Annotated in this window: 17 protein-coding genes; 11 read left to right on the top strand and 6 right to left on the bottom strand. The window is 62.7% G+C overall.

The annotated features are described in order from the left end of the window. Positions 1-5: 5 nt before the first annotated feature. From ACLRDN_RS00990 to ACLRDN_RS01005, 4 genes are all read right to left on the bottom strand, one after another. Complete coding sequence (locus tag ACLRDN_RS00990; protein WP_413458590.1) at positions 6-689, bottom strand: hypothetical protein; 684 nt, start codon at positions 687-689, stop codon at positions 6-8. A gap of 283 nt (positions 690-972) precedes the next feature. Further along, a complete protein-coding gene (locus tag ACLRDN_RS00995) occupies positions 973-1,638 on the bottom strand; it encodes a hypothetical protein (RefSeq protein WP_413460451.1) in 666 nt (221 codons plus the stop codon). 86 nt (positions 1,639-1,724) lie between these two features. After that, a complete protein-coding gene (locus tag ACLRDN_RS01000; RefSeq protein ID WP_413458591.1) occupies positions 1,725-2,849 on the bottom strand; it encodes a M23 family metallopeptidase in 1,125 nt (374 codons plus the stop codon). Between the two features lie 6 nt (positions 2,850-2,855). Further along, positions 2,856-5,618, bottom strand: coding sequence for a type VI secretion system Vgr family protein (locus ACLRDN_RS01005; protein WP_413458592.1), 2,763 nt, complete (start codon positions 5,616-5,618; stop codon positions 2,856-2,858). 360 nt (positions 5,619-5,978) lie between these two features. Between ACLRDN_RS01005 and putA the strand changes: the two genes are divergently transcribed. From putA to ACLRDN_RS01035, 6 genes are all read left to right on the top strand, one after another. Further along, the gene (gene putA, locus ACLRDN_RS01010) at positions 5,979-9,677 is read left to right on the top strand and encodes a trifunctional transcriptional regulator/proline dehydrogenase/L-glutamate gamma-semialdehyde dehydrogenase (protein WP_413458593.1); all 3,699 of its coding nucleotides are present in this window, start codon (positions 5,979-5,981) and stop codon (positions 9,675-9,677) included. Between the two features lie 199 nt (positions 9,678-9,876). Continuing rightward, positions 9,877-10,413 carry an ATP-dependent protease subunit HslV gene (gene hslV / locus ACLRDN_RS01015; protein ID WP_145605824.1) on the top strand — a complete coding sequence of 179 codons (537 nt, stop codon included), beginning with the start codon at positions 9,877-9,879 and terminating at the stop codon, positions 10,411-10,413. Between the two features lie 64 nt (positions 10,414-10,477). Beyond that, positions 10,478-11,821 (top strand): ATP-dependent protease ATPase subunit HslU, encoded by a 1,344-nt coding sequence (gene hslU, locus ACLRDN_RS01020; RefSeq protein ID WP_413458594.1) that lies wholly within the window; start codon positions 10,478-10,480, stop codon positions 11,819-11,821. A 41-nt stretch (positions 11,822-11,862) separates the two neighbouring features. Continuing rightward, positions 11,863-12,066, top strand: a complete 204-nt coding sequence (locus tag ACLRDN_RS01025; RefSeq protein WP_413458595.1) for a hypothetical protein — start codon at positions 11,863-11,865, stop codon at positions 12,064-12,066. Between the two features lie 296 nt (positions 12,067-12,362). Further along, positions 12,363-13,547 carry a porin gene (locus ACLRDN_RS01030; RefSeq protein WP_413458596.1) on the top strand — a complete coding sequence of 395 codons (1,185 nt, stop codon included), beginning with the start codon at positions 12,363-12,365 and terminating at the stop codon, positions 13,545-13,547. A 592-nt stretch (positions 13,548-14,139) separates the two neighbouring features. Beyond that, positions 14,140-15,675, top strand: coding sequence for a hypothetical protein (locus ACLRDN_RS01035; RefSeq protein WP_413458597.1), 1,536 nt, complete (start codon positions 14,140-14,142; stop codon positions 15,673-15,675). A gap of 75 nt (positions 15,676-15,750) precedes the next feature. Here ACLRDN_RS01035 and gspG read toward each other — a convergent pair whose 3' ends face one another. Both gspG and cyaY read right to left on the bottom strand, forming a co-directional pair. Then, positions 15,751-16,206 carry a type II secretion system major pseudopilin GspG gene (gspG, locus tag ACLRDN_RS01040; RefSeq protein ID WP_413458598.1) on the bottom strand — a complete coding sequence of 152 codons (456 nt, stop codon included), beginning with the start codon at positions 16,204-16,206 and terminating at the stop codon, positions 15,751-15,753. A 102-nt stretch (positions 16,207-16,308) separates the two neighbouring features. After that, a complete protein-coding gene (gene cyaY, locus ACLRDN_RS01045) occupies positions 16,309-16,641 on the bottom strand; it encodes an iron donor protein CyaY (RefSeq protein WP_088755766.1) in 333 nt (110 codons plus the stop codon). Positions 16,642-16,690: 49 nt separating this feature from the next. On the opposite strand from cyaY, the gene lptM reads away from it, so the two are divergent. The 5 genes from lptM to otsB all read left to right on the top strand — a co-directional run bounded on the left by lptM (position 16,691) and on the right by otsB (position 22,211). Beyond that, a complete protein-coding gene (lptM, locus tag ACLRDN_RS01050) occupies positions 16,691-16,915 on the top strand; it encodes an LPS translocon maturation chaperone LptM (RefSeq protein ID WP_413458599.1) in 225 nt (74 codons plus the stop codon). A 113-nt stretch (positions 16,916-17,028) separates the two neighbouring features. After that, positions 17,029-18,321, top strand: a complete 1,293-nt coding sequence (lysA, locus tag ACLRDN_RS01055) for a diaminopimelate decarboxylase (protein WP_413458600.1) — start codon at positions 17,029-17,031, stop codon at positions 18,319-18,321. 325 nt (positions 18,322-18,646) lie between these two features. Further along, positions 18,647-19,549 (top strand): phage tail protein, encoded by a 903-nt coding sequence (locus ACLRDN_RS01060; RefSeq protein WP_413458601.1) that lies wholly within the window; start codon positions 18,647-18,649, stop codon positions 19,547-19,549. A gap of 259 nt (positions 19,550-19,808) precedes the next feature. Further along, complete coding sequence (locus ACLRDN_RS01065; protein WP_413458602.1) at positions 19,809-21,266, top strand: sodium:solute symporter family protein; 1,458 nt, start codon at positions 19,809-19,811, stop codon at positions 21,264-21,266. Positions 21,267-21,464: 198 nt separating this feature from the next. Then, positions 21,465-22,211, top strand: coding sequence for a trehalose-phosphatase (gene otsB, locus ACLRDN_RS01070; protein WP_413458603.1), 747 nt, complete (start codon positions 21,465-21,467; stop codon positions 22,209-22,211). Positions 22,212-22,250: the final 39 nt, after the last annotated feature.

Here is a 22,250-nt window from a genome sequence, read left to right on the forward strand (position 1 = left end):
AAGTCTCATTGACTATCGAAAGTGATGCTGTAGATCATCTTCATGAAGTCGCCCACATCGAACTCTGCGGGGTCGGTTTTTTTTCCATTACGCGGCAAGCAGATGAGATCCGAGTACAGCGTCACGGTCGCATTCCCGATGATCAGGAGAAAGCATTCCTTGTCGATTGCATCGTAGGGACAATCCCGTACAAGGTCGCTCTTTTTCAGTCGGGATGATCTGCGCCAAAGGTAGCCTCGCCAGTTGTTGGCCGCGATCTTTTCTACCTGAATCTGTCTCATGCTCTTTGCGCACAGGTCCGTCACTAATTGTTCGGTGAGATGCAGTTCTTCGCCAGGGATTGATTCGCCGGTATCGTCATTTCTCTTGAGCTTTCCTTTTGCTCCGGGTCCAACAAGCTTTTCTAAAGAACGATTGGTAATTCCCAAAGTAATCTGGCGAGCAAAGTCGTTATGCTCAAACTGATTCACGAAGTAGCTGATGCTCATCGCCCGGTAGGCATCGGTCAATTGCCGATCCCCACTGCAGCTAACCCCGTCAATCGTATCGGCCAGAGTGATTGCGAACCCACAACGATTCTGCATTTCTACATCCAGATAGATAGGCTCTTGGTCGACCGCTGCTGCGCCAGCGGAGAATGATATTGCTGCAAGCAGGGAGATTTTCGCGGCCGTGATAATCCGGCTCATTATCTGTCCCTTCGCTGGGCTTGGACGTTTGTGTCCGTTATTTTCTGCCCGTTGAGATCACGACCGACAGGAAATAACCCCTCGCCAGCTGGTGGATTGGGCAAGAGCGTATTCAGCCATGCAGCATCAGAGAAATTGCGAGGGAGAGGAGGGAGGAAGAGAGGGCTCAGCAGCATGGTGTCTCACTTTGAAAATGGTGGCCGGCTGTTATCCCGAAGAGGGGCGTTGGGTGAGGGCCTACATCGGCACGCATGAATCGTTATGATGGTTCCATCGGCAATCGCTAGTGGCTAAACTCGATGCTCTTCAATGCGCCCATGAAGTCTCGATAATGCAGTTCGGTTGGCGCCCGAGGATTACGATCCCGAGCGAGGCAGGTGGCGAACTCCAGGCTGTTTTTCTGATTGCCGATCAACGCGATGAAACATCGTTGTGGCCGTTTAGGTGCCGCATCGCCCATCTCTTTGCGTGTCAGCTCCGTGCGCCGCGTCCAGAGATAGCCGGTCCAGTCCTTGCCGCGAAGCTTCTCGCGTTTTATCTCATCTGGCCGGGTGGCCCAGAGAAAATCCACACCGTATTCGTTGAGCTGTATAGCATCATCGTTCTGATCCAAATCTCCAGTGGGCGCTGGGACGGCGATCCAGTCCGAGATGCCTGAAGCGAGGAAGTCCCGCGTCGATTGTCCAGAGAGAAAACCCTCCGTGAAGGCCAATAGGCCAGGTCCCGGAAAGTCCTGCGGATAATGGCCTATCTGCAGCACCTTGGCGCCAGGGTAGTGGGGAAGATTCGCACAGGTGATGAACGCAGCACTGCGAGGGAGCTGCATATCGAGAAGACATTTGCGTCGGACATCACTTTGGGCGTCATGTGCGAAGGCTTCGCGGGTTCCTGCCATGCTGGTCGTTGCCAGCGTGGCTGTGAGCAAGAACGAGCAATAAAGCGGACGCATATTCAACGATATTCTCCTGAATGGAAGATGGTGGTTCCCGAGCAGAGGGCGCAAGTAGGTCATCCGTCTGTTCAAGAAAAGGAAAACTAATCTGTATTGAACCTGATGCTGTGAATCATCTTGAGGAAATCCTCAAAGTCAAATTCACTGGGGTATGTTTTCTTACCATTTCTGGGTAAGCAGATCGGAGAGAAGTGCAAGATTCTGGAACTATTGCCGATAATGGCGATGAAACATGCTTCTGAAATATCTGAAGCCATGCATAGGTTGCCAAGATCAGCGTGTTTCAGTCTTGACTCCCTTACCCACAAATAACCAGACCAGTTGTCTCCAGCGATTCTGCGCATTTGGCCAGCGGCATTCGGCTTGGTGCATACCTCCCGCATACTGGATTGAGTGAGCGCCGGATCTCGATGCGGCCGATGAGGCTCGGCGCTGTCATGGTCATTGGGAGTCAATTGACCTGCCGCTCCCTTGGCGAAATAGTCGTCCAGAGATATTTTCCGAATGATCCCTTCGATAGTCCTGTCAAAGTCATTATGTTCGAACTGCCTGAGAAGGTATCCGATGGAGAGCGTCGTATATTCATTCTCATGAAGATGAGCGCCGCAATCGACCGACTCCACAGTCGCGGGCATCAGCATTTTTAGGCCGCAGTTTCTCTCTGATACCACTTCGATAGCGCGCATGCTGTTCAAGGAGTCTCCTGTACTACCCCAAGTGTTTTCTGCAACAAGAAGAAATGAAAGAGAAAGCATCAGCATTTTGTTGTTGATGGTCATCCCCAGCAAATCCTTGCGGTAGACTTTTTTGCCCGCCTTCATGCCGGCTTCCACTTGGCTCAGATGCATGTAGAGAGAATAGAAGACGATCTGGGTGGCCGCCGCGCCCTCGCCGATGTCCGTGTCATGGCGAATCACGACGCAACCATCATCGGTCCAGCCCAGATAGTTCAGGGCATGTTCACGATTGTCGTTCTTTGGCGTGGCGCTACGGCTGAAGATGACCGTGCCATCGGCAATGGCATGGACCCATTCCGTACCCTTGGCGTGAGCAGGAGCCTGCACATGCAGGCCGCCATGCCAGTTGAGATCACGGCTGACAGGAAACAAGCCCTCGCCAGCCGGTGGATCGGGCAAGAGCGTGTTCAGCCATGCAGCATCAGAGAGATTGCCAGGGCGAGGAGGCAAGAAAGGAGGGCTCAGCAGCATGGGGTCTCACTTTGAAAACGGTGACCGGTTTTTTTCCTGAAGAGGGGCTTTGGGCAAAAGAGGGAGCTCGAACTTGATGCGCGCGGCCCCCTCCAGCAGCTTTTGCCCTGCATGCACGGTTAGGGTCCCCGGACAGAGCACCGTGATATTCCCGCCATCAATGACGATGCTGGCCCCACCCGCCGTGGCCAGCGTAATCTTGCGTGCCGCCGCCCAGCTCACGCCGGCATTGGCACTGACCACCTGCAACTGGTCACGCGCCTGCACGGTCAAACTGCCCGCCTGCGCCCCCACATCGATGTCGCGCTGTGCGGCAATCATCTGCAAGCCGATGCCCTTGTCACCTGCAGCGGTGGCCCCGGCCAGCACACCGATGGCCTGCTGCGTACGCACCCGCAAATGCTGCCCGCTGACGTGCTGCGCATCCTGGCCGGCAATGAGGCTCACACTCTCGCCGTTGGCCATCTGCAGATGCTGGCCCGCCACCACCCCCAGCCCTTCCTTCGCAGCGACCTGAATCAGCGGCGTGCTGCTGGCAGGCAGGTCCTGCTGCGCGATCCCGGCTTGCGCGGCGATGGCCTTGTTGAGCGCATCAAGCCCCTCGGCCATGCCTGCGGTGCGATGCGTGCGCGCCGCTTCATCGAAGGTCTTGCGTGTCTGTGCAGCCTGTCGCACCATGGCCCGCTGCCCCATGTTGTCCCCGGCCGGGTCACGATGGCTTGCGTGATGTTCCACCCGGTAGCTGGAAAACAGCAGGCCGCGCCCCGCACGCATCACGCCGTAGGCATCGGTGCGCAATTCCACGCCCGTGCCACGGAAGCTGCCACGATAATTGTCGGCACCATGAATCAGGTGCCCGAGATTGAGCTCGCTCCCCGCCTGGGTGCTCTTGAGCTGGATGCGGCCTCGGCCGTCGCTGTCGTCGAAGAGCAGCTGGTTGTACCCCCAGCCACCGAATTCCTTGGAGCGGATGCCCCATTGCGCCGCAGGATTGCGGTGCCCGTCCAGATCCGCGCTGGCACCATGCCAGGTCGGTGCGTTTCCCCCGGCCAGATTGCCCTGGCCGCCGATGGCGGTATCGCTGGCCCATTGAAATACCTGCGTGTTTGCAGAAAACTTCACCTCGCCTCCCGGCGTCGGTGTGACACCTCCCTCCCCACGGCCGTTGTAGAGGGCCCCCAGCACAATCGGTCGTTCCAGGTCGTTTTCAATGAACTGGACGAGCACTTCCTGCCCGATGCGCGGCAAGAACTGCATCCCCATGCCCGGGCCGGCACAGCGCTGGCCCACACGGACCCAGCAAGTGGCCCCCGCATCGCCATGCCGTCCCTGCCAGTGGAAACGGATGTGGATGCGGCCGAGATGGTCGCAGCAGATTTCGTCGGGACCATTGGGCGTGGTCTGGCCCTCATGGCCGACCACGATGGCGCTCTGGCTGCCCCGCGCCCATGCGTGCGGCCTGCGCTCCAGGCCGGTGCCATCGGCCAGCACGGGCCGCCAGACAATATCGGCGCGGATCGCCTCGAAGAGGTTGGCATGGCCCGTGCGGCGTGCCAGATCGATCAGGCTGCGGTCCGGCGCCTGTATCGCGTCCACCGTGGCGGCCTTGAGGCAGGCATGGAGGGCGTCTTCCAGCAAGACCGGCAGGGGACCAAACAGCTCGGCCAGCGCCGCTTGCGTATCGGCGGGCAGATTGTTGACGCCCACGCTGAGCACCGCCAGCACGGCATATTCCTGCTCCTTGCCCGCCAGCGGCCCTTGCCTCAGGGTAAAGCGCGAGCCGGCCCGCAAGCTGCGCACCGTGCTGCGTCCACGCCAGCGCTTGTTGCGGGCCTCGGCGGCTTCCATCATCAGGCGTGCATGGCGGTCTGCAGCGTCGTTGTCCTCGGTGACCGGGCCAGCGCTGTCATAGCTTTCCAGCCTGGGGGCAGTCTGGCCTCCGAAGTCGTGATGCGTGGGAATGCGGGCGGCGATGGAATGTTTGTTCTGGTAGTCATAGGACAGCAGCGTGTAGCTGGCCGCCTGCAGGCTGCGGTATGCCGCCAGGGCCTGGATGCCGTCCTGCTGCTCCTGCTCGCGGGCCGCGTGGAAGCGGATGCCATCATGGGCCGCACTGGTGGGATCCTCCGGAAAAGCGCTGCTCGCGGCGCTGTCGGCAAAGATCACCAGCCGATGTTCCTGCGGGCTGGCCGCATGTTCTTCGATGCGCCAGGAGAGCCCTTCGCCAGCCAGCAGCCGACTGATGAAGTCCAGATGCGTCTGCCGGTACTGCACGGTGTAGCTGCGCGGCGGCAGGTGATGCAGGCAGGCCAGCGCATCGCTGCTCCAGTGCCAATCCGCATGGGGTGCAAACTCGCGGAAGACTTCATCGACCACCTCGATGAGGCGCTTGTCCTGCCACACGCGGCTGGTAGTGGCTTGCGACAGCAGCCAGGGCCAGGGGGCCATGCGCAGTCGATAGCGACAGAATCCACCATCGCCGCCCAGCCTGGCCACTTCGTGGATGAGACCGCTGCTGCGACGCAGGCCGCCCTCGGCCAGCCGTGTTTCCAGCGTAGCGCGGCAACCCGGCAGGGAACGGGCCGCCACCTCCGTATCCAGGCTAAGGACGATCAGCTCGGTGGCGCCCACTGCATGCAGGGCCTCTGCCGCCGCCCAGGCCTCGACCAGCAAGCAGTCCTCAGCCTGGCCGGCGATCTCCAGACGATAGAGGCGCGTTGCCGCCGAGAAGGGGAGCAGACGAGAGAGCAACTGACTGGCGTGATCCATGACAAGCCCCAGGACAATGACGGGCCGTCATTCTTGTTCGGCAACTTCGTACTTCCAGAAAATCCAAGAAAATCCCGGGCAAAGCTCGAAAGGCACCGAAAAATGTTTCGAATAAATTGGGAATTGCCTCGCCAGGGGGGCAATGACCCGGGCTCAGGCCAGCTCGGACCGTTCATCGCCCCGGAAGCCGCGACAGTACTGCGAAAGGCGCTATGGGGGCACCGATGTGGAAAATTAAAAATCGTATAAATGAAATGGGCCGAATTAAATATTGGGCGAAAGCATGAAATACAGAATTAATATTGGCATCAAGCACATAGAATCCGGTTGCCCATTTCCATCCCATTTCGACTCCAGACCATGACCACCGTCGCCTCCGCCGCCCCTGCGGCCTCCGCTTCCAGCCTGCCTTTTGGCACATTCCAGGCCGAGTTGCTGCCGGCCCCCAGCCCGCTGCGTGCGGCCATCACCGCCGCCTATCGCCGCGACGAGCGCGAGGCCGTGCAATGGCTGCTGCAGCAGGTGCAGGGCCAGCAGTCCTGGAAGGACGCCACCCAGCAACTGGCCAAAAAGCTGGTGCAGCAGGTGCGCGAGAAGCGCACCCGGTCCTCCGGCGTGGATGCGCTGATGCATGAATTCTCGCTGTCCTCCGAAGAAGGCGTGGCGCTGATGTGCCTGGCCGAAGCGCTGCTGCGCATCCCCGACCGCCAGACCGCCGACCGCCTCATCGCCGACAAGATCAGCAAGGGCGACTGGCGCAAGCACCTGGGCGAGTCGCCGTCGCTGTTCGTCAATGCCGCCACCTGGGGCTTGCTCATCACCGGCAAGCTGGTCTCCACCAGCAGCGAAAGCGGCCTCACGCAAGCCATCACGCGCCTGATCGGCAAGGGCGGCGAGCCGCTCATCCGCAAGGGCGTCGACCTGGCCATGCGCATGCTGGGCAACCAGTTCGTGACCGGCCAGACCATCGAAGAAGCACTGGACAACAGCCGCGACAACGAAAAGCGCGGCTATCGCTATTCCTACGACATGCTGGGCGAAGCCGCCCTGACCATGCATGACGCCGATGCCTACTACCAGTCCTACGAGACCGCCATCCACGCCATCGGCCGCGCCTCCAACGGCCGCGGCATCAAGGATGGCCCGGGCATCTCGGTCAAGCTCTCGGCCCTGCATCCGCGCTACTCGCGCGCCCAGCATGCACGCGTGATGGGTGAACTGCTGCCGCGCCTGAAGCAGTTGCTGCTGCTGGCCAAGCAATACAACATTGGCCTGAACATCGACGCCGAAGAAGCCGACCGCCTCGAACTGTCGCTGGACATGATGGAAGAACTGGTGGCCGACCCCGACCTGGCCGGCTTCGACGGCCTGGGCTTCGTGGTGCAGGGCTACCAGAAGCGCTGCCCCTTCGTCATCGACTACCTGGTCGACCTGGCCCGCCGCAACGGCCGCCGCCTGATGATCCGCCTGGTCAAGGGCGCTTACTGGGACAGCGAAATCAAGCGCGCCCAGGTCGATGGCCTGGAGGGCTATCCGGTCTATACCCGCAAGGTGCATACCGACCTGTCCTACCTGACCTGCGCACAAAAGCTGCTGGCGGCGACCGACGTCATCTATCCGCAATTCGCCACGCACAACGCCCACACGCTGGCGGCGATCTATCACTGGGCCAAGCAGCACCAGGTCGACAACTACGAATTCCAGTGCCTGCACGGCATGGGCGAGACCCTGTACGACCAGGTGGTCGGTGCCGAGAACCTGGGCAAGGCCTGCCGCATCTATGCCCCGGTCGGTTCGCACCAGACCCTGCTGGCCTACCTGGTGCGCCGCCTGCTGGAAAACGGTGCCAATTCCTCCTTCGTCAACCAGATCGTCGACGAGGCCGTGCCGCTGGACCGTCTGGTGGCCGATCCCATCGAGACCGTGCGCGCCCAGGGCGGCGTGCCGCATCCGGCCATCGTCTTGCCGCAGCAGCTGTATGGCCAGGAGCGCAAGAATTCTTCGGGTATCGATCTCTCCAATGAATCGCGCCTGCAGCAACTGGGTGAACTGTTCGTCTCCATGGCCCAGCGCCAGTGGCAGGCCGCACCGCTGATCGCGGGCGAATTGGCTGCGCAGCCCGCACAGGCCGTGCGCAATCCGGCCGACCATCGTGAAGTCGTCGGCCAGGTCAGCGAAGCCACCGTGGCCGATGTCGATACGGCGCTGACCGCCGCCACGGCCTACGCGCCGCAATGGCAATCGACCCCGGCCGCCGAGCGCGCCGCCATGCTCGAACGCGCGGCCGACCTGCTGGAAGACCATATCGCCGAACTGATGGCCCTGGCCGTGCGCGAAGCCGGCAAGTCGCTACCCAATGCGATTGCGGAGGTGCGTGAAGCGGTCGACTTCCTGCGCTACTACGCCATCGCCTCGCGTCACGATGGCAACGTGCTGGCCTGGGGGCCGGTGGTGTGCATCAGCCCGTGGAATTTCCCGCTGGCGATCTTCATCGGCGAGGTCAGCGCTGCGCTGGCGGCCGGCAACGTGGTGCTGGCCAAACCGGCCGAGCAGACTGCGTTGATCGCCCATCGCGCCGTGCAACTGCTGCATGAGGCCGGTGTGCCGCGCGCCGCCCTGCAGCTGCTGCCGGGCCGGGGCGAGACCGTGGGTGCGGCACTGACCTCGGATGTGCGCGTCAAGGGCGTGATCTTCACCGGTTCCACCGAAGTGGCGCAGCTCATCAACCGCACCCTGGCCCAGCGCAAGCACGATGATGGCGACGGCAGCGGCGAACATGGCGATGTCCCGCTCATCGCCGAGACCGGCGGCCAGAATGCGCTCATCGTCGATTCCTCGGCACTGGCCGAACAAGTCGTGCAGGACGTGCTGTCCTCCGCCTTCGACAGTGCCGGCCAGCGTTGCTCGGCCCTGCGCATCCTGTGCCTGCAGGAAGACATCGCCGACCGTACCCTGGAGATGCTCAAGGGCGCCATGGCCGAACTGCGCGTGGGCCGTCCGGACCGTCTCTCCACCGACATCGGCCCGGTCATCGATGCCGAGGCCCAGCAGAACCTGCTGGCCCACATCGAGCGCATGCGCAAGAGCGCCCGTGCCGTGCACCAGCTGCCGCTGGGCGAGGATTGCCAGCACGGCACCTTCGTGGCGCCGACCGTCATCGAGATCGACGACCTGGCGCAACTGCAGCGCGAAGTCTTCGGCCCCGTGCTGCACGTGCTGCGCTATCGCCGCGATGCGCTGCCACAGCTGATCGATGCCATCAACGCCACCGGCTATGGCCTGACCCTGGGCGTGCATTCGCGTATCGACGAGACCATCGATTTCGTGGCCCAGCGTGCGCACGTGGGCAACATCTACGTCAACCGCAACATCGTGGGCGCGGTGGTGGGGGTGCAGCCCTTCGGCGGTGAAGGCAAGTCCGGCACCGGTCCCAAGGCCGGTGGCCCGCTCTACCTCAAGCGCCTGCAGCGCCATGCGCAACTGCATGAGGAACTGACCCGCGCGCAACCGGCGCAAGTGCCCAACACGCTGCTGGACAGCCTGCTGGACTGGGCCCGCACCCATGGCCACGAGCGCCTGGCCGCCAGCGGTGAGCGCTATCACCGCGACAGCCTGCTGCAGCGCAGCCTGCTGCTGCCTGGCCCCACCGGCGAGCGCAATACCCTGGGCTTCGCCCCGCGTGGCCTGGTGCTGTGCGTGGCCGCCAGCGTCGGTACGTTGTTGAATCAACTGGCAGCGGCCTTCGCCACCGGCAATACGGTGGTGGTCGATGAGACCACCGCGGCGCTGTTGCCGGCCGGCCTGCCCGCGCCGGTGCGTGCGGCCATCCGCCGTGCCAGCCAGCTGGAGGCCGAAGCGCTGCAGGCCGCCCTGGTGGACAGCCACCAGGCTGCCGCATGGCGCGTGCGCCTGGCCGAGCGCGAAGGTGCGCTGGTGCCGTTGATCCTGTGCAGCGAAGACGGTGCCATTCCCCTGTGGCGCTTGCTGGCTGAGCGCGCGCTTTGCGTCAACACCACGGCCGCCGGCGGCAATGCCAGCCTGATGACGATTTCGGTGTAATCGCTCCCGCCGCCTGAGACGGGCGCCCCGGCCTTGTGGCCAGGGCGCCCGTTTTTCTTGTGGGCGTAGAATATTGCCCTCGATGGCGGCCCACCCGATGGCATGACTTGCAATCCGGCCGGCCAGCCCCATCTCGACAGGAATGCGGAACCGGTACGTCCCTCCGCTGCTCCCCGGCACATATTGAACAGAGGCAAGCATGGAACAATTTCACGGCACCACCATCCTTTCCGTCCGTCGCGGCAACCAGGTCGCGCTCGGCGGTGACGGCCAGGTGACGCTTGGCAACATCGTCATGAAGGGCAGTGCGCGCAAGGTGCGCAAGCTCTATCACGGCAAGGTCCTGGTCGGTTTCGCCGGCGGCACGGCTGACGCGTTTACCCTGCTTGACCTGTTCGAAGCCAAGCTGGAAAAACACCAGGGCAACCTGATGCGCGCCTCGGTCGAGCTGGCCAAGGACTGGCGCACCGACCGCATGCTGCGCCGCCTGGAAGCCATGCTGCTGTGCGCGGACCGCGATACCACCCTGGTCATCACCGGCAATGGCGACGTGCTCGAACCCAATGACGGTATCGGCGCCATCGGTTCCGGCGGCAGCTATGCCCAATCGGCCGCCAAGGCCTTGTATGAGAACACCGAGCTGACCCCGGCCGAGATCGTCAAGAAGTCGCTGACCATCGCCGGGGAGCTGTGCATCTACACCAACCTGAACCACATCATCGAGACGCTGGAATAAGCCGCGCAGCGCGCATTTCCTGCCTATTTCTCCGATGAATCGTCACAGCGTAAAGATCACCACCATGAATATGACTCCCAAGGAAATCGTCTCCGAACTCGACAAGCACGTGGTCGGCCAGGCTCGCGCCAAGCGCGCGGTGGCCATCGCCCTGCGCAACCGCTGGCGCCGCCAGCAGATCGAGGAGCCGCTGCGCCACGAGATCACGCCCAAGAACATCCTAATGATTGGCCCCACCGGCGTGGGCAAGACCGAGATTGCGCGGCGCCTGGCCAAGCTGGCCGATGCGCCCTTCATCAAGATCGAAGCCACCAAGTTCACCGAAGTCGGTTACGTCGGCCGCGACGTGGACACCATCATCCGCGACCTGGTCGACATCGGCATCAAGCAGACCCGCGAGCTGGAAACGCGCAAGGTGCGCACCCGCGCCGAGGATGCGGCCGAGGATCGCATCCTGGACGTGCTGCTGCCCCCTGCCCGCGATTTTGGCTTTACGCCCGAGGGCGGTGCCAGCGGCGAGAAGGACGACAAGAACACCACCCGCCAGACCTTCCGCAAGCGCCTGCGCGAAGGGGCGCTGGATGATCGCGAGATCGAGCTGGAATTGAATGACGCTGCACCGTCGATGGAAATCATGGCGCCGCCGGGCATGGAAGAAATGACCGAGCAGATCAAGTCCATGTTCTCGGGCCTGGGCAACCAGCGCAAGAAGGCGCGCAAGATCAAGATCAAGGAAGCCATGAAGCTGCTGATCGAGGAAGAAGCCGCCAAGCTGGTCAACGACGAAGAGCTCAAGCAGAAGGCCATCGCCAATGTCGAGCAGAACGGCATCGTCTTCCTCGATGAGATCGACAAGATCGCCACCCGCTCGCAGAACGGCAATGCCGACGTCTCGCGCGCCGGCGTGCAGCGCGACCTGCTGCCGCTGGTAGAGGGCACGACCGTCAACACCAAGTACGGCATGGTCAAGACCGACCACATTCTCTTCATCGCCTCCGGTGCCTTCCATCTGTCCAAGCCTTCCGACCTGATTCCGGAACTGCAGGGTCGTTTCCCGATCCGCGTGGAGCTGGATTCGCTGTCGATCGCCGATTTCGAGCGCATCCTGACCGGCACCGATGCCTGCCTCACCAGGCAGTACGAAGCGCTGCTGGCCACCGAAGGCGTGAAGATCGAATTCGCCGACAGCGGCATCAAGCGCCTGGCCGAGATCGCGCATACGGTCAATGAGAAGACCGAGAACATCGGTGCGCGCCGTCTCTATACCGTGATGGAAAAGCTGCTGGAAGAGATTTCCTTCACCGCAGGCGAAGCCGGTGTGGACGGCCTGCTCATCGATGCCGGGTATGTCGACGAGCGCCTGGGCGAGCTGGCCGTGGATGAGGACATGTCGCGCTACGTGCTGTAACGCGATGCTGGCATGACGCCCGCTGAGGCAAGGAGAATGCGATGGCCAACAAGACTTTGGGAACACGGCAGAAGCTGAGTTTTCGCATCGAGCCATCGCAATCCAGGCCACGCAATCCGGTGGCGCTGGCCGCGCAGCAGCGTGCCGGTGGCGCGGGTGCGCATCGCAAGAATGCCTCAGCACAGCGCCAGCAATTGAAGTCGGACCTGTTGAAGAAGCTCGTCGGTAATCCTGAAAAGGAATGAGAATGCAGGCAAGCTCTGCCGGCAAAGATGTATCAAAATGTTAGAAATGACGCAAAGCGCCGGTAGCGATACCGGCGCTTTTTCCTTGATGGCGGCCGATGTTGAAGCGGGGCTGCAAACGTGGAAGCGAAACTGGCGATAAAAAAATACAACAATTGCCATTTCAATCTTTGGCTCCCGTCTAAAAAATGACTTCTATCGACCAAGGTGCAGTCATGCGCGGCGAGAAGCATTAATGTTTGCCCATCCGACTGCAAGTGCGGATCCTCAAGACTATTTTTAGAGAAGGACGTCACATGAAAAAATCTCTGCTGGCACTCGCCGTTCTGGGCGCGTTCGCAGGCGCAGCCAATGCGCAAAGCTCCGTCACGATCTACGGTATCGTCGATACCGGTGTTGTCTACCAAAGCAAGGTTGCTACCGCCGCCGGCGGCACTGGCACCAAGTTTGGCCTGAACTCGGGCATCATCCAGGGTTCGCGTATCGGCTTCAAGGGTGTTGAAGATCTGGGCGGCGGTCTGTCGGCTGTGTTCCAACTGGAAACCGGCTTCACCAACGACAACGGCGGCCTGCAAGGCTCCGACGCTTCCACCGGTTCCAACCTGTTCCGCCGCAAGTCCGTGGTCGGTCTGGCTGGCAACTTCGGTACCGTGCTGGTCGGCCGTCAAACCGACTTCGCAGACACCATCTCGGCTTACACCGCCGTGCAAGACTTCGGTGGCTGGATCAACAACTCCGGTTCGAGCCTGGATCGCCTGCAAGGCACCCGCACCAACAACTCCATCAGCTACACCACGGCCAACCTGAGCGGCTTCACTGGTAACCTGATGTACGGCTTCGGCGAAACCGCTGGCCAGACCTCCGCCGGTCAATCCTTCGGCGTTGGCGGCAAGTACGACAACGGTCCGCTGGGTCTGGGCATCAACTACTACCAGTCCAAGGCCGGTGCAACTCCGTCTGACGTCTCGCTGATCCCTGCAACCTCGACCACCGCCAGCGTCAACACCCTGGCCGCGAACTCGGGCAGCACCGCGCAGAAGGTCCTCAACGTGGCAGCGTCCTACCAGTTCGGTCCGGCACGTGTGTACGGTAACTGGTCGCGCGTCAAGCAAGACCTGAACAACCAGGCCAACCTGACCGCCGTGGGCGTCGGTTCGCTGACCTCGGTGACCAACCGCACCCTGGCTCGTTCCAACAAGGCTGACATCTACGAAATCGGTACCGCTTACTCGCTGACCCCGTCGCTGAAGCTGCTGGCCGCTGTGGACCACACCCGTGCCAACTTCGACGGCGTGTCCAACAAGACCAAGCTGACCCAAGTCAGCCTGGGTACCGACTACTGGCTGTCCAAGCGCACCGACCTGTACGCCTTCCTGGCTTACACCAAGGCTAGCGACATGGTCAACCCGGGCGTCTCCGACAGCACCGGCACCGATGGCAACCAAGGCGCCGTCGCCGTGGGTATCCGTCACAAGTTCTAATGTGAGTTGAGCTGCGTCGTCTTCCCGGCGGCGCAGTGTGATGCACAAGTGAGCAAAAAAAGCGCCGCATGAGGTTCATGCGGCGCTTTTTTCATGTTCGCTTCATGTACTTCCGTTGCTGTCATTTTGTTAGATTTTGTAACTGACTTTCTCGCCTGGCGCATGAATGCAGCCATTTTTCCGCCGGCCCATTTTTCTCTTCGCATTGCACTCGGGTTTGGTGCATCGCCAGTGCCCATGGCGTGCGGTAAAGCTCATTTTCTGCACTGCAAAATACTCGCTTTCCGATCGCAATAAGCTGACAAAAGCCTTACTGGAGGCCGATCTTGATGACTGTAAAGAAAGCGTAATAAGCTCTCGCCAGCGCGCACTTTTTTGCGGCGCACTGCTCTAATGAGAGCACTACTTCGATGCGCGATGAGCTCATCCTCTCCCATGACCCGCGCATCGCACCGCCCCACAACGCCGTGGCGGACCCGCATTCAAATACTTAGTTTTTGATGCACACCGGACTGACGCAGCTTGCTGCGCCAGCGGGGACGTTTTCGTCCGCAGTTTCGTGACTGCGGATTTGCTGAGAAAGGAAAAGAACATGGCAACGAGAGAAGAGCTGGCCGTCATCAAGGCCGCGCGTGCAGGTGAGTCCCGTGCGCAGTTGGCCCTGGGTCGTCGCTACCTCAACGGCGGCAGCGGCCTGCCGCGTAGCAAGGGCACTGCTTTCTACTGGCTGCGTCGCGCTGCGCAACAGGGCGTGGACGATGCATGGATGATCATCGGCCGCAACATCACCTACGATCAGGTCAAGGAATTGTCTTCGCCGCAGGAAGCGGCCATCTGGTACGAGAAGGCTTTCGAAGCCGGCGTACCGCAGGCCGGCATCATCTTTGCCCGCCTGGTGCTGGAACACACCGAACAGTTCGACAGCAATGCGCATGCGCGTGCGATTGCGGCACTGTCGCTGCTGGCCAGCCGCGATGATCATGAGGCGCAATGGTTGCTGGCACAACAGATGCAGCGTCACGGCCAGCCCATGGTCCCCGGCCTGCCGACCTCGGCCGTGGAGGAAAGGCTGGTGCGGGAAGCCGCACGCGCCGGCATCGAGCAGGCGCAATACGCGCTGCTGGACAAAGCCTGGCACCAGGGCCAGGGCGAGGCCTTTGCGCGCGGCGCCGTGGTGCTCGTCAAGCGCCTGATGGAACGCAACAGCGCAGCCCTGGCGCAACTGGAGAAGGATGGCGATGCCGCCGGCCTGGTGCAGCTCAACGCCGAGGAAGCCACGCTGCTGCTGCGCTATGGCCAGTGGCACGCGCGCGCGGCCACGCCGGACCTGTCTCAACTGATGCGCCTGTTCGAACTGGCGGCCGTGGCGGGCGATGTCGAGGCACGCCTGGAACTGGGACTGCTGTGCGCCAAGATCGACCGCGCCGGCAACCGTGTGTTCATGGAGCAGGGGCTGGCCAATTTCAAGAAGGCGCTGCACTGGCTGCTGCTGGCCGGCGAGGGCGGTTCGGCCCAGGCCTGGCATGCGCTGGCACGCATCTATTCGCGCTCGATCTATTCACAGCGCAACCTGCAGGTAGCCCAGCAGTATCTGGAGAAGGCCGCCGAGGCCGGGCTGGTCGAGGCCCAGTGCGAACTGGCGCAGATTTTCTGGCGCAATCGCCGCGATGACCCCATGCACGACGTGAAGGCGCTCTACTGGTGGCAGCAGGCGGCCGCGCAGGGAGAAACGAGTGCGCTTGAAGCGCTGCGGCCGTTCATGGCCGAGGAAACTGCCCAGCCCTGGGCGCAGCAGGCACTGGCGCAGCTCAGCGACAAGCTGCGCAACAGCAATCCCTTCCTCAGCGCCCGTATCGAACTGGCGGCGACGTTCGGGCTGACCAAGCCGGAAGCGCTGCTCATCGACATCAAGCAGGCCGATTACGGCCACTGTCTGGTGGTTGACATCTGCGCCCATCACGCCCGCAGCAAGCGCCGCCTGATTGCCGTGCAGACCGAAGCCCAGCGCGCCGCCATCAATCGCGTGAGCCGTTTGTTTGGTGACGTGGACTGTGGTTTCAGCGGGCCGGAAGGCAATTACCGGCAGCGCCAGTACCGGTTGCGCACGGCCTTCCCTGATGTGGTGTAAGGCCGGATAGCCGGGATGAAACAAAACGGGGCGGCCTGAGCCGCCCCGTTGCACAAGTGAGGGTGATGGACCGCTTCAGTGCTGCCGGATGACCTGCTCGCCGTCAGCGCCGCCTTCCGGTCCGGCCTGGCCGAAGGAATAGAGCTCGTAGGCGCTGCCGTCATCCTCGGCACCGTACTGGTAGGAATTGCCCCAAGGGTCGCGCGGCAGGCGCTCGACGTAGCCGCCGATGGGCCAGTTCGCCGGAACCGGCGCGCGGGTGGGCTTGATCACCAAGGCCAGCAGGCCTTGGGCGGCACTGGGATAGCGGCCGTTGTCCTGGCGATAGCGTTCCAGCCCGGCGGCGATGGCTTGCATGTCTTTTTCGGCGGCCTGGGCCTGGGGGCTGTGGTCGTGGTTGAAGCGTGTCACCAGCGGCGGCAGCAGCAGGGCGGCGGCCACGGCCAGGACGGTCAGCACCAGGATCCAGCGCAGGCGCGCCAGGCCGCGCTGCAGGAACAGGAAGGCAGGATGTCGGAGGGATCGACGCATGGATGCTGCGGATTTATTCACGTGGACGGGTGAAGGCGGAACGGCGCCCGCTCAACTGCGCCCCCGCGGATGCGGCAAGACACAGGCGGGCGCCGCACCGCTTCAGGGCTTGATGGTGACCGGTACGCCGGCCTGGCTGCTGACCACTTCCGACAGCGTGGCGTAAAGCTCGCTGCCGTCGCGGGTGTTGAGCCAGTGGCTGCCGTCGAACTTGTAGTGGAAGCCCCCGGAACGCGCGGCCAGCCACATTTCCTGCATGGGGGCCTGGCTGTTGATGATGATCTTGGAGCCATTGTCCACGCACTCGATTTCCAGCACGTTGCCGCTGCGGCTGCATTCCACATCCAGGTCGCTGGCGTCGCAGGCATCTTCCAGGGCCGTCTCGATGGCGTTGAGGGTGGCGTCAGCCAGGTCCAGGAATTCCGATTCGGTCATGCTACACTCCAAGTCATTCTAAGATTTCGATGTAATCCGCCATTTTATCGTGAAGTCACACTATTCTCCTGCTCGTTGTGCAGCTTCCCTGGCGCTGTGCGCCGCCGTCCTGATGCTGGCCGGCTGTGGCCAGAAAGGCCCGCTGTACATGCCCAAGGTGCCGCCGGATCCGTTCGTGCGCACCCAGCCGGCCGCCCCGGCAGCGGCGAAGGACCAGGCGGGAGCCGCAGCTGGCGCCGACGACACGCCGGCCGCCGAGGCCCCCAAACGATGATGCCGGGCTGAAACATCACGCTGCAACGCAGCCGGTCCCCCCGTGATGAGGGCGGGGACTGCGCCAGGCGACTCCACCGAACTGCCTTTTTCCGCTGACTTTTCCGGATCCCCATGTCCCACTTTTCCTACCGCAACGGCGCGCTGCACGCCGAAGACGTCTCCCTGCAAGCCCTGGCCGACCAGTTCGGTACCCCGCTCTACGTCTATTCCAAGGCGGCGCTGGTGCAGAATTTCTCGGCCTATGCCGATGCCTGCCGTGCGGCCGGCCGTGACCAGGGCGGCAAGGGCGGCGCGCTGGTGTGCTACTCGGTCAAGTCCAATTCCAACCTGGCGGTGCTGAACCTGCTGGGCAAGCTGGGCTCGGGCTTCGACATCGTCTCCGGCGGCGAGCTGCTGCGGGTGGTAGCCGCCGGCGGTGATGCGCGCAAGGTGATCTTCTCGGGCGTGGGCAAGGGCCGCGACGAGATGAAGCTGGCGCTGGAACATGACATCCTCTGCTTCAACGTCGAATCCATCCCCGAGGTGGCGCGCCTCAATGAGGTGGCCGGTGCGCTCGGCAAGCGCGCGCGCATCTCGCTGCGCGTGAACCCCAACGTGGATGCCAAAACCCACCCTTACATCTCCACCGGCCTGAAGGAAAACAAGTTCGGCGTGGCCTATGACGATGCCCTGAACTGCTACCGCGCAGCGGCCGCCCTGCCCAACATCGAAGTGGTCGGCATCGACTGCCACATCGGTTCGCAGCTGCTGGACGACGCCCCGCTGCTGGAAGCGCTGGACAAGGTCATCGACATGGTCGATGCCCTGGAAGCCGAGGGCATCCCCATTCACCACCTCGACATCGGCGGCGGCATCGGCATCCGTTATGACGACGAGCAGCCGGTCGCCATCGGCGACTATCTGGCCCGCGTGTTCGCCCGCGTCGATGCCTGGCGTGCAAAGAAGTACGACGGCCGCCCGATCCAGGTCATGTTCGAGCCGGGCCGCTCGGTGGTCGGCAATGCCGGCCTGCTGCTGACCGAAGTGCAATACCTCAAGCATGGTGAAGAAAAGAACTTCGCCGTGGTCGATGCCGCCATGAACGACCTGATGCGTCCGGCCATGTACGAAGCCTGGCATGGCGTGCAGACCGTGAAGGAAAACGCCGGCCAGCCCCGCATCTACGACGTCGTCGGCCCGGTATGTGAATCCGGCGACTGGCTGGCCCGCTCGCGCGAACTGGCCATCCATGAGGGCGACCTGCTGGCCTTGATGTCGGCCGGTGCTTACGGCATGACCATGGCCTCCAACTACAACACCCGTGGCCGTGCAGCCGAAGTGCTGGTCGAGGGCAGCCAGGCCCATCTGGTCCGTGCGCGCGAAAATCCGGCCGACCTGTTCGCGCTGGAAAAGATCGTGGACTGAGACGTTTTGCTGTCAGTCTGACAAGCGGCAGTCCCGGAAACGGGGCTGCCGTTTCTTTTTTCACATTCTTTGACGCCGGATTGTTAATCGCCCGGCAAGTCACGCCCGGCTTGGGCCACAGATATTTTTTGCAGAGCCGCATTTTTGTTTTGCCTTTCAGAAATTTCGGCGCAAAATAGCCATCCGTCCAAAAAACAAACGCAGCATCAAAACCGCCTGGGGGCCTATACGCCCGACACTGGAGACCAGGCAGCCATCATGGACGTGAGGGAGCACACCAGGGCCACCGGGACGGTGGTCGGTAGCGCAATACAGGGGAATTCCAATGCAAGTTCTGGAACGTACAGAGGAAGATCGTGACCGGCGCACCGCCAGCGAGGGCGTGCAGCCTGCCGGCCACGTCAGTCATGCCAGTCATGTCAATGAGCCGGCTCAGCGCGCACGCACGGTGATATCGCCGCCGGCGCTCAGTGAGGAAGAACTCGAAGTCCGTGCCTCGCACATCACCGCAGCGGCGGTCGCAGCGGCTGCCGTGACGGCGGCCGTCGCCAGCCTGCCTTACGAAGACGAGGCGCCCGCCGTGGCGGTGCAGGAGGAGCCCGCACCGGCCACCCGCCGGGGGCCACGCGGTGCGCGCACCGAACCCGAGGTGCAGGCCTCGACCCGAGGCGCCTTGCTGGTGTCGCTGCTGACCCTGGCCATCATCGGTGTGGCCCTGTGGCTGGGCGCCCAATGGCCGCAACGCGCTCTCAAGCCGGTGATGCAGCAATTACCCTCGCTGTCCAAGCCCGCCCCGGCCGAGCCGGTGGTGCCGGTGGCCAGCCAGGAGGCGGCCGAACCGTCGGCCAGCGAGCTTGCACCTGGCCCCGAGGCCATCGCCGGGCTGCAGCAGGAAGCCGACGAAAAAGCCCATCTGCTGGCCCAGAAGCGTGCCAGCGCCGAGGCCCGCCACCGTCGCGAGGATGCTGCCCTGGCCCTGCGCGAACAGCGGCGCCGCGAAGCCGAGGCGCAACTGGCCAATGCCCGTGCCAAGGCCGAACGCGCCCAGGCCGTCGTGCCCGTGCCGGAGGTGGTCGAAGTGCAGGCCGTGCCGACGCTGGCCGAGCAGGTCAAGCAATGCAGTGCGCTGTCGGTCTTTGCCCGCGAAAGCTGCCTCTGGAAGTTGTGCGACGGCAAGTGGGGCAAGAACGGCTGCCCCTCCTACGAGCGCAACAACGAAGGCGCCTGATTCCGCTTGCTCCTGCGCTGCCGGCTCCGGCGGCGCAGGAAGCTTCACTCCCGCTTCATCTCCCCTGACAAAATCCTGAATGTCCGCCCCCTGCAGGCGGGAGCAATTCTTGCTTGCCCTGCGGGTGATCCGCGCGCATTGGCCAGCCCGGCTGTGGTCCCGCGGCGACAGATGAAAAGTCTTGCCGCAAGCGGCTTTGCGCGAGGAAGTTGCCGCTATAATGCGCGTTTTTCTTACCCCCCCCTGCAAGGAAAAAGGCATGAATGCACTGCTCTGGTTCGTCGTCCTCTACTGGGTCATCTCGGTCGGTATCGGCCTGTATGCCACCCGCTATGTGAAGAGTTCGAAGGACTACGCCGTCGCCGGCCGCTCGCTGCCGATGTCGGTGGTGACCGCGACCGTCTTTGCGACCTGGTTTGGCTCCGAGGCGGTGCTGGGCGTATCCTCGACCTTCCTCAAGGACGGCCTGGGCGGCATCGTGGCCGATCCCTTCGGCTCGTCGCTGTGCCTGATCCTGGTGGGCGTGTTCTTCGCCAAGAAGCTCTACCGCATGAACCTGCTGACCATCGGCGACTATTACAAGAAGCGCTACGGCCGTGCCGCTGAAATGCTGGTGACGATCTGCATCGTCATTTCCTACCTCGGCTGGGTGGCCGCGCAGATCAAGGCGCTGGGCCTGGTCTTCAATGTGGTCTCGGGCGGCTACATCCCCATGCACTGGGGCATGATCATCGGTGCCGGCAGCGTGCTGGTCTACACCCTCATGGGCGGTATGTGGGCCGTGGCCATCACGGACTTCCTGCAGATGATCATCGTGGTGGTCGGCATGCTGTATATCGGAGTTGAAGTTTCGGGCATGGTCGGCGGTCCGGGGGTCGTGATTGCGCACGCTGCGGAGGCCGGCAAGTTCAACTTCTGGCCGGCCGCTGAACTGAAAGACGTCCTCTGGTTCTTTGCCGCCTGGATCACCATGATGCTGGGGTCGATCCCGCAGCAGGACGTGTTCCAGCGTGTCATGTCTTCCAAGAACGAGAATGTGGCGCGCAACGCCTCGGTGCTGGGTGGCGTGATCTATTTCTTCTTCGTCTTCATCCCCATCTTCCTGGCCTATTCGGCTACGCTGATCGACCCGGCCATGGTCTCGCGCCTGCTGGAAACCGATTCCCAGCTGGTGCTGCCGACCCTCATCATGGAAAAGATGCCGGTGTTCGCCCAGGTGATGTTCTTCGGCGCCTTGCTGTCGGCCATCAAGAGCTGCGCCAGCGCGACCTTGCTGGCGCCCTCGGTGACCTTCACCGAGAACGTGCTCAAGGAAATTCGCCCGTGGAAGAACGACCGTGAATTCCTGTTCTCAATGCGTGCAGTGGTGCTGCTCTTCACGGTGGGCGTGACCTCGCTGGCCCTGAACAGCCAGTCCAGCATCTATGAAATGGTCGAGAACGCCTACAAGGTGACCCTGGTGGCCGCCTTCGTGCCGCTGGCCTTCGGCGTCTACTGGCAGCGCGCCACCCGCCAGGGGGCGTTGATGGCCATGGTGCTGGGCCTGGTCTCCTGGATCACGCTGGAATACGCCGCCCCGGACGGCCTGTGGCCGCCGCAACTGGCCGGCCTGCTGTTCTCCATCGGCGGCATGGTGGTCGGTTCGCTCATGCCCCAGGTGCTGGCCCCGGTGCCGCCCATGGTGGCGGTGCCCACCGAGGGCAGCGTACAGTCCTGATCGCTCTTGCCTGATTGAAACGGTCGCCCGGCCTTGCCGCGCGGCCGTTTTGTCTTTTTCGGGAGGCCGCCAGAACTGCTGGGCCAGGCGCTGTCAAAGCAATTCCGACGCCCGGGTTTTCGAACTTATTCGATATTTATTTGACAATAATTCGAGGTCCACCCGGAACTTATTTGCTTTCCATCAACCTGAAATGGCATGACTGAGCACACACGCCCCTACGATGTGTCTGCGGATGCATTGTTTCTGGACTTTGACGGCACCCTGGTCGACCTGGCACCCCAGCCTGAAGAGATCGTGGTGCCGCCGGAGCTGATCACGCTCCTGCAGCGCATCCAGCAAGAATCGGACGGCGCACTGGCCATCGTCAGCGGCCGCCCGCTGGATCAACTGGACTTCTTCCTGGCCCCGCTGCGCCTGCCGGCGGCCGGTGTGCATGGTGCCGAGCGCCGCACGGCCGATGGCCGCATCCTGCAGCAACCGGTGCCGGACGTGCATCACCTGCGCGAGCGCCTGCTGCCGCTGGTGGAGTCGCATCCCGGCCTGCAGCTGGAACTCAAGCGCGGCGCACTGGCGCTGCATTACCGCCACGCCGCCCATCTGGAACAGCGCTGCGTGGAGACCATGATGGACGCGCTGCGCCATGAACCGGGCTTTACCCTGCTGCACGGCAAGATGGTGGTGGAAGCCAAGCCGCACATCAACAAGGGCGATGCCGTCGCCGCCTTCCTGCATGAGGCCCCGTTCCGGGGCCGCCGTCCGGTCTTCATTGGCGATGACGTCACCGACGAGGCCGGCTTTGCCATCGCCCAGGGTGAAGTCTTCGGCGGACTCGGCATCAAGATCGGTGCCGGCCCCAGCCAGGCCCTGCAGCGGCTGGCCGATCCGGCCGCCGTCCTGCACCTGCTGCGCCAGAGCGTGGAGGTGCGCAGCACCTCCGGATAGCCGTCTTGCCGGCATGTTTGCCGGCTCGCAGCACATCGC

The sequence above is a fragment of the Herbaspirillum huttiense genome (assembly GCF_047300815.1).
Lineage (GTDB): Bacteria > Pseudomonadota > Gammaproteobacteria > Burkholderiales > Burkholderiaceae_D > Herbaspirillum > Herbaspirillum huttiense_A.

Excerpts from the sequence above, each read along its gene's own strand:
- ACLRDN_RS00990 (WP_413458590.1), bottom strand. The coding sequence starts at position 689 with ATGAGCCGGATTATCACGGCCGCGAAAATCTCCCTGCTTGCAGCAATA.
- ACLRDN_RS00995 (WP_413460451.1), bottom strand. The coding sequence starts at position 1,638 with ATGCGTCCGCTTTATTGCTCGTTCTTGCTCACAGCCACGCTGGCAACG.
- ACLRDN_RS01000 (WP_413458591.1), bottom strand. The coding sequence starts at position 2,849 with ATGCTGCTGAGCCCTCCTTTCTTGCCTCCTCGCCCTGGCAATCTCTCT.
- ACLRDN_RS01005 (WP_413458592.1), bottom strand. The coding sequence starts at position 5,618 with ATGGATCACGCCAGTCAGTTGCTCTCTCGTCTGCTCCCCTTCTCGGCG.
- putA (WP_413458593.1), top strand. The coding sequence starts at position 5,979 with ATGACCACCGTCGCCTCCGCCGCCCCTGCGGCCTCCGCTTCCAGCCTG.
- hslV (WP_145605824.1), top strand. The coding sequence starts at position 9,877 with ATGGAACAATTTCACGGCACCACCATCCTTTCCGTCCGTCGCGGCAAC.
- hslU (WP_413458594.1), top strand. The coding sequence starts at position 10,478 with ATGAATATGACTCCCAAGGAAATCGTCTCCGAACTCGACAAGCACGTG.
- ACLRDN_RS01025 (WP_413458595.1), top strand. The coding sequence starts at position 11,863 with ATGGCCAACAAGACTTTGGGAACACGGCAGAAGCTGAGTTTTCGCATC.
- ACLRDN_RS01030 (WP_413458596.1), top strand. The coding sequence starts at position 12,363 with ATGAAAAAATCTCTGCTGGCACTCGCCGTTCTGGGCGCGTTCGCAGGC.
- ACLRDN_RS01035 (WP_413458597.1), top strand. The coding sequence starts at position 14,140 with ATGGCAACGAGAGAAGAGCTGGCCGTCATCAAGGCCGCGCGTGCAGGT.
- gspG (WP_413458598.1), bottom strand. The coding sequence starts at position 16,206 with ATGCGTCGATCCCTCCGACATCCTGCCTTCCTGTTCCTGCAGCGCGGC.
- cyaY (WP_088755766.1), bottom strand. The coding sequence starts at position 16,641 with ATGACCGAATCGGAATTCCTGGACCTGGCTGACGCCACCCTCAACGCC.
- lysA (WP_413458600.1), top strand. The coding sequence starts at position 17,029 with ATGTCCCACTTTTCCTACCGCAACGGCGCGCTGCACGCCGAAGACGTC.
- ACLRDN_RS01060 (WP_413458601.1), top strand. The coding sequence starts at position 18,647 with ATGCAAGTTCTGGAACGTACAGAGGAAGATCGTGACCGGCGCACCGCC.
- ACLRDN_RS01065 (WP_413458602.1), top strand. The coding sequence starts at position 19,809 with ATGAATGCACTGCTCTGGTTCGTCGTCCTCTACTGGGTCATCTCGGTC.
- otsB (WP_413458603.1), top strand. The coding sequence starts at position 21,465 with ATGACTGAGCACACACGCCCCTACGATGTGTCTGCGGATGCATTGTTT.